9 protein-coding genes are annotated in these 13089 nt (G+C 42.2%); all 9 read left to right on the top strand.

The window, feature by feature from the left end; all coding sequences use genetic code 11:
* The first annotated feature begins 14 nt into the window (after positions 1–14).
* On the top strand, positions 15–782 hold the full coding sequence (locus tag OCV43_RS04840; protein WP_262623548.1) for a hypothetical protein: 768 nt from the start codon (positions 15–17) through the stop codon (positions 780–782).
* A 298-nt stretch (positions 783–1080) separates the two neighbouring features.
* Complete coding sequence (locus OCV43_RS04835) at positions 1081–1752, top strand: thioester domain-containing protein (protein WP_262623547.1); 672 nt, start codon at positions 1081–1083, stop codon at positions 1750–1752.
* Positions 1753–2290: 538 nt separating this feature from the next.
* Complete coding sequence (gene gltB / locus OCV43_RS04830) at positions 2291–6844, top strand: glutamate synthase large subunit (RefSeq protein ID WP_262623546.1); 4554 nt, start codon at positions 2291–2293, stop codon at positions 6842–6844.
* A 14-nt stretch (positions 6845–6858) separates the two neighbouring features.
* Entirely contained in the window at positions 6859–8352 is a 1494-nt protein-coding gene (locus OCV43_RS04825; RefSeq protein WP_262623545.1) for a glutamate synthase subunit beta, read from the top strand.
* Between the two features lie 167 nt (positions 8353–8519).
* Complete coding sequence (locus OCV43_RS04820; RefSeq protein WP_262623544.1) at positions 8520–9308, top strand: Cof-type HAD-IIB family hydrolase; 789 nt, start codon at positions 8520–8522, stop codon at positions 9306–9308.
* A gap of 232 nt (positions 9309–9540) precedes the next feature.
* On the top strand, positions 9541–9825 hold the full coding sequence (groES, locus tag OCV43_RS04815; protein ID WP_022242508.1) for a co-chaperone GroES: 285 nt from the start codon (positions 9541–9543) through the stop codon (positions 9823–9825).
* A 67-nt stretch (positions 9826–9892) separates the two neighbouring features.
* Positions 9893–11515: a chaperonin GroEL gene (gene groL / locus OCV43_RS04810; RefSeq protein WP_022242509.1), complete on the top strand. Its 1623-nt coding sequence runs from the start codon at positions 9893–9895 to the stop codon at positions 11513–11515.
* Between the two features lie 189 nt (positions 11516–11704).
* Positions 11705–12568 (top strand): DegV family protein, encoded by an 864-nt coding sequence (locus tag OCV43_RS04805; protein WP_262623543.1) that lies wholly within the window; start codon positions 11705–11707, stop codon positions 12566–12568.
* A gap of 131 nt (positions 12569–12699) precedes the next feature.
* On the top strand, positions 12700–13089 hold a 390-nt coding region (locus tag OCV43_RS04800), incomplete at its 3' end, for a zinc-ribbon domain-containing protein (protein WP_262623542.1).

Below are 13089 nucleotides of genomic sequence, written 5' to 3'. Positions count from 1 at the left end.
TGGGAGGAATCATTATGAAGAAAAGATTAGCGATGATTGTAACAATGTTGATGGTAACAGTAAGTATGGCAGCCTGCGGCGGGAAAAAAGATACTACCGCTGATAAGGAATCTGTTATAAATACAGAAGCTACCGAAGAGGTAGCAGAGGCAGAAGAGCCGGCAACGGAAGAATTGGAAGCAGCTACAGAGACAGAAGAGCCGGAAACAGAGGCAGTTGCAGAGCAGGAGACCACTGGAAAACTGGAGAGCAATACTTCCAGTGCAGAGAATACTGCAGCACAGCCATCTGACAATAATACAAGCAAATCAAATAAGAGCAACAGCAATTCCGGCAATAAGGCAAGTGCAGGCAGTACTGCATCAGCCGGAACAACGACCAGTAATGCCAGTGGAACAACTGGAAGCAGTAATAACACCAATACTTCTGACAATAGTGCAGCTCCGGCACATGTTCATACCTGGGTGCTGCATGAGGGCAGCGGTCATTATGAGACACAGGTTGTTAAAGAAGCCTGGGACGAGCCGGTATATGAAACACAGGCAAAAACAATTTGTAATCAGTGTGGTGCTGATATAACGGGAATAATTGACCAACATGCACAGGAAAGCGGTTATACTTGTGGAAGAAGCTATAGGATAGATTATGTACAGGTTCAAACAGGAACCGTTCATCATGATGCGGAAACAAAACAGGTATGGGTACAGGATGTAGCACCTTATGCACAGTGTAGTGGATGTGGAGAAATTGGACCGGTAGGTTCCGGTATATCCATTAATTAATGAAATAGATTTTATATAAAGATGGTAAGAGAAGGATTCAAGGTAGTTTTACTTTGAGTCCTTTTTTTATAGATACTTGTACCGGAATCCGGTACGTATAGCTTAGTGGAAGGGAGGATAGAAAACAAAATATAAAGGTAACTGGGAACTGATAATGCTATCGGTTCTTTTTTTGTGCGTGTAATGAGGAAAAGTCTGTACTTGTACAGGACTTTGACGAATACCGTAACATCTTGTGAAAAGTATTTTCACAAGGATATGCTTTCTTTTAGCAAATGGAAGGAGGAAAATAGAAAGTATGAAGAAATTTAGCGTAAAACAAAAGTTAAAAGCGTTCCTGGCTGCAGCATTATGTGTCTGTATGGCAGCCAGTCCGCTGACTGCTTTTGCGGAAAGTTTACCGGAGCAGGAAGAATCGATTCTTTCAGATAACTTTGATGAACTGGTACGCAAGGCGGCAGAAGAAAACAAAGAGCATGAAGCGGAGCAGATTGCTCTTAACAGTGCCGATGAGGGATTGGTAGTTAAAACTTATGCCTCTGGAAACTATGATTTTAATGTAGATTTAACTGTAGAAAAGACGATTAATTACAATGGCTATCAGACACACCAGTATAGTCTTTCGGATGGAAACGTAGTTTGTTGTCTGGAACCAAGTAAAGCAAATCCGAGCAATGGACAATATACAACTTCCGTATCCAATGATGCACTGCTTTCAGCAGTAGCCTACTATGGATATGGTGGACCGGGATATGAAAGTGATAAGGGTATGTACAACATGCTGCAGGAGAATGTTCGTCCATATGCGTATGTTATTACCCATATGGCTTTATCCTGGGTGTATGATGGCTGTAGTGATGATTCTGATGCCTTTAAGGGGAATGCAGCTACTGCAGATGGTATTAAAAACATGGTAAATCTTATGGATATTGATGCTTATTTGTCTTTTCATCGAAATACAGATATATAATAAGGGCTGTTTAGGGGCACTGGGAATTTCGTTTGATATACTGGCAACGCTGGCACAGGGATGTGCCGGTGAGGTGCATATGAACATGGATGTGAATTTGCACCGGTTGCCGGATAGGTAAAAAAGTATATCGAAATTCCCAGTGCCCCTTACAGTCCTTATGTAATATCCGTATTCGATGAAAAGGCAGATACACTCAAAACCTTCCTAAGAAATTCCAGAATAACATAGAAACAATTCAGACACAATTTAAAATAGCGGGCAAATTCAAAAGGCTTATGAAAAAATATTTTCAACAAAGAACACGTTGAATTGTTTTGATAAGCCTTTTTTATATGCAAAAAACTGATAAATATAAATACAATAAAAGAATATAAAATGAATTGTCTAATAATCAGACAATAGCAAGAAAAAAACTATTGCAAAGTATATTACGCCGGGTGTAAACTTAGTTCAGAAAATAAAAGCACTTTAAAGCAGCAGAGTGCAGGTAACAAAGTAAGACAGAAAATAAAGAGAAAGCAGAAAGGGAACGATTATGACAGAACAGTGGAATGAAAGTACAGCAGTAGCACAGGGTATGTATAATCCGAATTTTGAACATGATAACTGCGGTATCGGAGCTGTGGTAAACATCAAAGGTATCAAATCCCATGCGACGGTAGAAAATGCTTTAAAAATCGTAGAGAACTTAAAGCACAGAGCTGGTAAGGATGCAGAAGGAAAAACCGGTGACGGTGTTGGTATTCTGCTTCAGGTATCACACAAATTTTTCTCCAAGGTAGCAAAGGAATCAGATATTGAACTTGGTGGAGAAAGAGATTACGGTGTCGGAATGTTTTTCTTCCCACAGGATGAACTGAAACGGAATCAGGCAAAGAAAATGTTTGAGGTTATCGTGGAAAAGGAAGGAATGAAATTCTTAGGATGGAGAAAAGTTCCGACTGACCCGGATAAACTGGGACAGAAAGCAGTAGACTGTATGCCATATATCATGCAGGGATTTGTAAAACGTCCAGCTGAAGTAGCCAAGGGACTTGATTTTGACCGCCGGCTGTATGTGGCAAGACGGGTATTCGAGCAGTCCAATGATGACACTTATGTAGTATCCCTTTCCAGCCGAACCATCGTATATAAGGGAATGTTTTTAGTAGACCAGCTGCGTCAGTTCTTTGCAGACCTTCAGGATAAAGATTATGAATCTGCAATCGCAACCGTACATTCCAGATTCTCAACCAACACCAATCCAAGCTGGGAGAGAGCACATCCGAACCGTTTCATTGTACATAACGGAGAGATTAATACCATCAAAGGTAATGCAGATAAGATGCTTGCCCGTGAAGAGACCATGGAGTCCGAAGAACTGAAAGGGGAACTGCAGAAAGTCCTTCCGGTTATTAATTCCGAAGGTTCTGACTCAGCAATGTTAGATAATACCTTAGAGTTCTTAGTAATGAGTGGAATGGATTTACCACTGGCAGTTATGATTATGATTCCGGAGCCATGGGCAAATAACAATACCATGTCCCAGAAGAAGAAAGACTTCTATCAGTACTATGCAACCATGATGGAGCCGTGGGATGGACCAGCCTCCATTCTTTTCTCAGATGGAGATGTCATGGGAGCTGTTCTTGACCGTAATGGATTAAGACCTTCCAGATATTATATTACCGATGATGACCAGCTGATTCTTTCTTCCGAGGTCGGAGTACTTGATATTGATCCGACCAAGATTGTTGTAAAAGAAAGACTTCGTCCGGGTAAAATGCTCTTAGTAGATACCATCCAGGGAAGAGTCATCAATGATGATGAATTAAAAGAGTATTACGCAAGCAAACAGCCTTATGGTGAATGGCTTGACCGTAACCTGATTAAACTGGAGGATTTAAAGATTCCAAATCAGCGTGTTCCGGAATATACCAAAGAAGAGCGTCAGAGAATGCAGAAAGCATTCGGTTATACTTACGAATCACTGCGTGAAGCAATCCTTCCGATGGCATTAAACGGAGGAGAAGGAACTTCTGCAATGGGTATTGATACTCCGCTGGCAGCACTGGCAGGAGACCATCAGCCACTGTTTAATTATTTCAAACAGTTATTTGCACAGGTAACAAACCCGCCAATTGATTCCATTCGTGAGAAAGTGGTAACATCAACTACCGTATATATCGGAGAAGATGGTAACCTGCTGGAAGAAAAGGCGATTAACTGCCAGGTATTAAAGGTAGATAACCCGATTCTTACCAACACAGATTTGATGAAAATTAAAAATATGAAAGTAGAAGGCTTCAAGGTTGTGGTTCTTCCTACTACATATTATAAAAATACAAGCCTGGAAAAAGCATTGGATCATCTGTTTGTAGAAGCAGACCGTGCATACCGTGACGGTGCAAATATCCTGATTCTTTCCGACCGTGGCATTGATGAGAACCATGTGGCAATCCCATCCCTTCTGGCAGTATCCGGTTTGCAGCAGCATCTGGTAAAGACCAAGAAGAGAACTGCAGTTGCCATGATTCTGGAATCCGGTGAACCAAGAGAAGTACATCATTTTGCAACATTGCTTGGTTATGGTGCTTGTGCAATCAACCCATATCTGGCACAGGATACCGTAAAGCAGTTAGTAGACGAGCATATGTTAGACAAGGATTACTATGCAGCAATCCATGATTACAATCAGGCAATTATCAGTGGTATCGTAAAAATTGCTTCCAAAATGGGTATTTCAACCATTCAGTCTTATCAGGGTTCTAAGATTTTTGAGGCAATTGGTATTGACTCCGCAGTAATTGATAAATATTTCACAAATACCGTAAGCCGTATCGGTGGAATTACACTGGAAGACATTGCAAAAGATGTAGATACTCTGCATTCTGCAGCCTATGATCCATTGGGATTAGAGACAGACCTTACTTTAGACAGCAAGGGACGTCACAAGATGAGAAGTGGCGCAGACAGCCATCTTTACAATCCGGCAACCATCCACCTTTTACAGGAATCAACCAAACGTGGAGATTACAACCTTTTCAAACAGTACACAGATCTTGTAAACAGCGAAGAGCGTGATGCAAATATTCGTGGACTGATGGATTTCAATTTCCCGAAAAAAGGTGTTCCGATTGAAGAAGTAGAAAGCGTAGATTCTATTGTAACAAGATTTAAAACAGGTGCGATGTCCTATGGTTCTATTTCCAAGGAAGCCCATGAAACACTGGCAATTGCCATGAACCATTTACATGGTAAATCCAATACCGGTGAGGGTGGAGAAGATCCGGACCGTATCGCAAGTAAACATACAAGCTTAGACAGATGTTCTGCAATCAAGCAGGTAGCGTCCGGCCGGTTTGGTGTAACCAGCCGTTACTTAGTCAGTGCAGAAGAGATTCAGATTAAGATGGCACAGGGTGCAAAACCTGGTGAAGGTGGACACCTTCCGGGCAAGAAAGTATATCCTTGGATTGCAAAGACAAGACTTTCCACACCGGGTGTATCCTTGATTTCGCCGCCACCTCATCATGATATCTACTCCATCGAGGATTTGGAGCAGTTGATTTATGATTTGAAGAATGCCAACCGTGATGCAAGAATTTCCGTAAAACTGGTATCAGAAGCAGGTGTGGGTACAGTCGCAGCCGGTGTTGCCAAAGCAGGAGCGCAGGTAGTATTGATTTCCGGATATGACGGTGGTACCGGTGCAGCACCAAGCAGTTCTATCCATAATGCAGGACTTCCTTGGGAACTTGGACTTGCAGAGACACACCAGACTCTGATTATGAACGGACTTCGTAATAAGGTAAGAATCGAGACAGATGGTAAGCTGATGAGCGGCCGTGATGTAGCAATTGCTGCATTGCTTGGAGCAGAAGAGTACGGATTTGCAACTGCACCGCTGGTAACCATGGGATGCGTGATGATGCGTGTATGTAATCTGGATACCTGCCCTGCCGGAATCGCAACACAGAATCCGGAGCTTCGGAAACGTTTCGCGGGAAAACCGGAATATGTAGAAAACTTCATGCGGTTTATTGCAGAAGAATTAAGAGAAATCATGGCGAAGTTAGGCTGCCGTACCATTGATGAAATGGTAGGAAGAAGTGACCTTCTCCGGGTAAGAGAGGATTTGACAGACCGGGAAAAAGAAATCGACCTTTCCAAGATTTTGAATAACCCGTTTGCAGGACCAAAGGAGAAAGTTACATTTGATCCAAAACATGTATACGATTTCGAACTGGAGAAGACCAAGGACGAAACTGTACTGTTAAAACAGCTTTCTTCTGCACTGGATAAGAAACAGAAGAGAAGCATTGATGTAGAAGTAAGCAATACAGACCGTTCCTTTGGCACCATCTTTGGTTCCGAGATTACAAAGAAATATGACGATACTTTAGAGGAAGATACCTTTATCGTAAAATGTACCGGTGCCGGCGGACAGAGCTTTGGCGCATTCATTCCAAAGGGACTTACCTTAGAACTGGTAGGAGATTCCAACGATTACTTCGGAAAAGGACTTTCCGGTGGAAAACTGGTTGTCTACGCTCCGGCAGGTGTGAAATATAAGAAGGATGAAAATATCATCATCGGTAACGTAGCACTTTACGGTGCAACCAGTGGTAAAGCATTTATCAGTGGTGTGGCAGGAGAACGTTTCTGCGTACGAAATTCCGGAGCTTCTGCAGTAGTAGAAGGTGTCGGTGACCATGGATGTGAATACATGACCGGTGGCCGTGTGGTTATCCTTGGTAAGACTGGTAAAAACTTTGCAGCCGGAATGAGCGGTGGTATCGCTTATGTATTAGATGAGGACAACGACCTTTATACCAGAATCAATAAGGAAATGGTATTCTCAGAAGAAGTCGGAAACAAATACGATGTTATGGAATTAAAAGATATGATTAAAGAACACGTAGCTTTGACCAATTCTGAAAAGGGAAAAGAAATCTTAGATAACTTCAGTGAGTATCTGCCGAAGTTCAAGAAAGTAATTCCATACGATTATAATCGTATGTTAATGGCAATTGTTCAGATGGAAGAAAAAGGATTGTCTTCCGAACAGGCACAGATTGAAGCATTTTATGCGAATACAAGAAATTAAGGAGGGGACGCAAAATGGGAAAACCAACAGGATTTATGGAATATGACAGAGAGAATGCAGCAGCGGTTGCACCAAAGGAGCGTATCAAGAACTTTAACGAGTTCCATACCCCTCTCTCAAAAGAAAAACAAAGAGTACAGGCAGCACGTTGTATGAACTGCGGCGTGCCGTTCTGCCAGGCTGGTATGAATATCATGGGAATGACCAGCGGATGTCCGCTGCATAATCTGGTACCGGAGTGGAATGACCTTTTGTATACCAACAACTGGGAGCAGGCATATAACCGTCTGACCAAGACCAACAACTTCCCGGAATTTACCTCAAGAGTATGTCCGGCACTTTGTGAAGCAGCCTGTACCTGTGGACACTGGGAAGACCCGGTAACCTGTAAGGCAAATGAGCATGGAATCATTGAAAATGCCTATGAAAAAGGATATGCGGCAGCAAAACCTCCAAGAGTCCGTACTGGAAAGAAGGTTGCAATCATCGGTTCCGGTCCTGCCGGACTTGCAGCAGCAGACCAGTTGAATAAAAGAGGACATTCCGTTACTGTATTTGAAAGAGATGACCGTGTCGGTGGACTTTTGATGTATGGGATCCCGAATATGAAGCTGGAAAAATGGGTTATTGACCGTAAGATTAATATAATGAAAGAAGAGGGTGTCGAGTTTATTACCAATGCCAATGTTGGAAAAGACATCAAGCCGGCAAAACTCTTAAAAGAATATGACCGTGTCATCTTAGCCTGTGGAGCAAAGAATCCAAGAAACATCAAAGCTCCGGGCAGAGATGCAGAAGGCATTTACTTTGCAGTAGATTTCTTAAAGGCAACTACCAAGAGCCTTTTAGATTCCGAGCTTAAAGATAACAAATATATTTCTGCCAAGGGAAAGAAAGTAGTTATCATCGGTGGTGGAGATACCGGAAATGACTGTGTCGGAACTTCTATCCGTCACGGCGCAGCCGGTGTCATCCAGCTTGAAATGATGCCAAAAGCACCGGATGAGCGTGCAGAGAACAACCCATGGCCGGAGTGGCCAAGAGTCTGCAAGACAGACTACGGTCAGGAAGAAGCAATTGCCATGTTCGGTTCCGACCCTCGTATTTACCAGACAACCGTAAAAGAGTTCTTAAAAGACAAGAACGGTAAGCTCTGCGGATTAAAAACCGTAAAATTAGAGGGCAAAAAGGATGAAAAGACCGGACGGATGCAGATGGTGGAAGTACCGGGCTCCGAAAGCAAGTTAGATTGTGATCTGGTTCTGATTGCAGCAGGCTTCCTTGGAACAGAAGATTACATTGCCAAAGCATTCGGCGTAGACTTAAATGCCAGAACCAATGTGGCAACAGAAGCCGGTCATTACAAGACCAACGTGGAAAATGTCTTTACAGCAGGAGATATGCATCGTGGACAGTCCCTGGTTGTATGGGCAATCCGTGAAGGAAGAGAAGCAGCCCGTGAAGTAGACGAAAGTCTGATGGGATATTCTTATCTTTCTGTACAGTAATGAAAATTACAATATAATGATAGAAGAAAGTCGTCTGACTATGGTGACGCCGGAAGGTGAACTGTGGCAGGCGGCTTTTTCGTGGTTGACACATTCTGCTTTTGGGGCATAAAATAACCCTTGTGACAAAAAGAGCGAGAAGAAAACAGCGAAAGGACATAAAGAGAATGAGCAGGAAAGCAGTATTTTTTGATATTGATGGAACATTGTGGGACGAGCATTTTGTGATACCGGAGAGCACAAAGGAAGCAATCCGGAAGCTGCGGGAAAATGGACAGCTGGCATTTCTCTGCAGCGGAAGAACCAGAGCATTTATTCAGGATGAAAGATTGCTGGCACTGGGATTCGACGGAATTGTGGCAGGCTGCGGTACCTGGATAGAGATGGATGGAAAAACACTTTTTTATAAAAAATTAGAACAGGAATTGATAGAGGATACCATACATATATTAAAAGAGTATGGAATTCCTACGGTATATGAGGGAAGCCGGAATTTGTATATGGATCTGGAAGAATTTGAAGAAGACCCTTATGGCTTGAGACTAAAAGAGACATTGGGAGAGGATTTGCTGCCGGTAACGGGAAATGAAGCAATTATGGAAATCAGTAAGTTTTCCTGCTCCACACCGGATGATGCTTATCTTAAGGTACTTTCCCATCTGGAAGAGAATTTCACACCGCTGGTGCATGATGCGGCATGCGCAGAGTTTATTCCAAAAGGATTTTCCAAAGCGTCCGGCATCGAAAAAACCTGTGAACTTCTTGGTATTGAGAAAGAAGATACCTATGCATTTGGAGACAGTATCAATGATGTGGAAATGTTAAAGCATGTGCAGCATGGAATTGCCATGGGAAATGGTACCAAAGCAGCAAAAGAAGCAGCGGATTATATCACAGCACCATTGCACGAAGACGGCATTTATAAGGGATTGGAGCATTTTGGACTGATTTCATAAACAAATCTAAAAAAAGTATTAAATCGTTACAAATTGAAGAAAGTGAGAAAACGAGAGAAAAAACGAGATATTAAGAGTAAATATAAGGAAACAAAAGAAAAATAAAAAATGGTCAGGCTTGCGAAAAAGAGACGCAGAAACTATTATATGACTATCGGTTAGCACTCGGCTTGAATGAGTGCTAATAAAAAAGAAAGAAAACAAAGAGACCGAATCAAGGAGGCAATGAATCATGAAATTAGTACCATTATCAGACAGAGTTGTATTAAAACAGTTAAAAGCAGAGGAAAAAACCAAATCCGGAATTATCTTAGCAAGTGCTGCACAGGAGAAACCACAGGAAGCAGAAGTAATCGCAGTTGGTCCTGGCGGAGTGGTAGATGGCAAAGAAGTTACCATGCAGGTAAAAGAAGGACAGAAGGTTATTTATTCTAAATATGCCGGAACAGAAGTAAAACTGGATGGCGAAGAATATATCATCGTAAAGCAGAATGATATTCTTGCAGTAGTAGAATAATCGAATTGATAATTGGTAAATAAAACAAATAATAAAATAGGAAAATAGAAGAAAGAGGTAAGAAATTATGGCAAAGGAAATCAAATATGGAACAGAAGCCAGAACAGCATTAGAGGCTGGAGTTGATAAACTGGCAAATACAGTCAGAGTAACAATCGGACCAAAAGGAAGAAACGTTGTACTGGATAAATCATATGGAGCTCCATTAATCACAAACGATGGTGTTACCATTGCAAAAGAAATCGAATTGGAAGATGCATTCGAAAATATGGGCGCACAGCTTGTAAAAGAAGTAGCAACCAAGACCAATGACGTCGCCGGTGATGGTACTACAACAGCAACCGTTCTTGCACAGGCAATGATTCAGGAAGGAATGAAGAACTTAGAGGCTGGTGCAAACCCAATCGTTTTAAGACGTGGTATGAAGAAAGCAACTGAAAAAGCAGTTGAAACAATCGCAGCAATGTCTTCTAAAGTAACCGGAAAAGACCAGATTGCAAAAGTTGCATCTATTTCCGCAGGTGATGAAAGCGTTGGCAACATGGTAGCAGACGCAATGGAAAAAGTTTCCAATGATGGTGTTATTACCATTGAAGAGAGCAAGACCATGCAGACAGAGCTTGACCTGGTAGAAGGTATGCAGTTTGACCGTGGATACATTTCCGCATATATGTGCACAGATATGGATAAGATGGAAGCAGTTTTAGATGAGCCGTACATCTTAATTACCGATAAGAAAATCAGCAACATTCAGGAAATCCTTCCACTGTTAGAACAGATTGTTCAGTCCGGTTCCAGACTTCTTATCATTGCTGAAGATATCGAGGGTGAAGCTTTAACTACATTGATTGTAAATAAACTGCGTGGAACATTTAACGTTGTAGCAGTAAAAGCTCCAGGATATGGCGACAGAAGAAAAGAAATGTTAAAAGATATCGCTATCCTTACCGGTGGTCAGGTAATTTCAGAAGAAGTTGGCCTGGAATTAAAAGATGCTACTATGGCACAGCTTGGCCGTGCAAAATCTGTTAAGGTTAAGAAAGAGAACACCGTTATCGTTGATGGTGAAGGAAATAAAGAAGAAATCCAGGCAAGAATCGGCCAGATTCGTGCACAGCTTGAAGAGACAACATCTGAATTTGATAAAGAAAAATTACAGGAAAGACTTGCAAAACTGGCAGGCGGCGTAGCAGTTATCCGTGTTGGTGCTGCAACAGAGACAGAAATGAAAGAAGCAAAACTTCGTATGGAAGATGCTTTGAATGCAACAAGAGCAGCAGTCGAAGAAGGAATCATCGCAGGTGGCGGTTCTGCATACATCCATGCATCCAAAGAGGTTGCAAAGCTTGCTGAGACATTGGAAGGTGATGAGAAGACCGGTGCAAAGGTTATCTTAAAAGCATTGGAGGCTCCATTGTATTACATTTCCGCAAATGCAGGTCTTGAAGGTGCAGTTATTATTAATAAAGTAAAAGAGTCGGCTCCTGGTATCGGATTTAATGCAGCAACAGAAGAATATGTAGATATGGTAGAAGCTGGTATCCTTGACCCGGTTAAGGTTACAAGAAGTGCTTTGCAGAATGCAACATCTGTAGCATCTACATTACTTACAACGGAATCTGTTGTAGCAAATATCAAAGAAGATGCTCCTGCAATGCCGGCAGGAAACCCAGGTATGGGAATGATGTAATAAGAAAATAAAATATATTACTGAAAAGTAAGGATAGAGAGCTCCTGGCTGCGGATAATGCAGTCAGGAGTTTTGCTATGCAGTTTTTTTCCTGATGTTAGTTTTTGGGGGCAGTTGTTTTGATTTGCAAAATATGTTACAATTATTTCATTGTGTAACATGAAGTCTGAATAGCAAGGAGGAAGAAAAATGGGAAGGGTAGTTATTCTTACAGACAGTTCCAGTGGAATTCGTCAGGCAGAAGCGCAGCAGTTAGGGATTAGCGTATTACCAATGCCTTTTTTTATAAATGGTGAAACACTGTTTGAGGATATCAATCTGACACAGGATACATTTTATGAGCATCTGACAGATGGAGCTGAGATTTCAACATCCATGCCGGCAGTAGGAGACCTTACAGACCGTTGGGATGAGCTTTTAAAAGAATATGATGAAATAGTATACATTCCTTTATCCAGTGGATTGAGCAGTTCCTGTGAGACAGCAACAGCATTATCTTCAGATGAAGAGTATGAGGGCAAGGTTTTTGTAGTAAACAATCAGAGAATTTCTGTAACACAGAAACAGTCCGTATTTGATGCAATCAGGCTGTCAGAGAGTGGCAAGAGCGGAAAAGAGATTAAAGATATTTTAGAGGATGCAAAATTCCAGTCCAGCATTTATATCATGGTAGATACCCTTTACTATCTGAAAAAAGGTGGAAGAATTACACCGGCAGCAGCAGCACTGGGAACATTGTTGAAATTAAAACCGGTATTACAGATTCAGGGTGAAAAGCTGGATGCTTTTGCAAAAGCCAGAACGGTAAAGCAGGCAAAAAGCATTATGATAAAAGCAGTAAAAGATGACTATGCATCCCGCTTTAAGGAGTGTCAGGATGAGATGCAGCTTTGTATTGCATACACTGGAGATATAAGTGCAGCGATGGAATTCCGCAAAGAAGTGGAAGCAGAATTTGGAATTACAGACATTATGATGGATCCGCTTTCTTTAAATGTATCCTGCCATATCGGACCGGGAGCATTAGCACTTGCCTGTGCTAGAAAATTATAAGATTTAAAGTGTAAATTCTTGGTAAAATTGATTGACCAACCACAAAATATTGTGTAGAATTGAAATAGTTTAACTTGTTAATGTATAAAAGCAAGTAACATATCATAGTAAAACCAAGGAGGAAAATGAAAATGGCATTTTGTGGAAATTGTGGCACACAAGTGGGTGATGATGCAGATTTTTGCCCGAATTGTGGCCAGAAATTAAAGGGGGAGATGGAACAGCCGGCAGAGCAGGCAGCACCGGTACAGGAACAGCCGGCAGAGCAGGAAACACCAGTACAGGAGCAGCCGGCAGAGCAGGAAACACCAGTACAGGAGCAGCCGGCAGAGCAGGCAGCACCGGTACAGGAGCAGCCGGCAGAGCAGGCAGCACCGGTACAGGAGCAGCCGCAGCAGGGACAGTTCCAGAGTCAGCCGCAGCAGGGACAGTTCCAGAGCCAGCCGCAGCAGGGACAGTTCCAGGGACAGCCGCAGCAGGGACAGTTCCAGGGACAGCCGCAGCAGGGACAGTTCCAGGGA

The organism is Roseburia amylophila (assembly GCF_025567465.1).
Taxonomy (GTDB): Bacteria; Bacillota; Clostridia; order Lachnospirales; family Lachnospiraceae; genus Roseburia_C; species Roseburia_C amylophila.
Note: the sequence above shows the minus strand (reverse complement) of the source record. Positions and strands in the feature narration are given on the sequence as shown.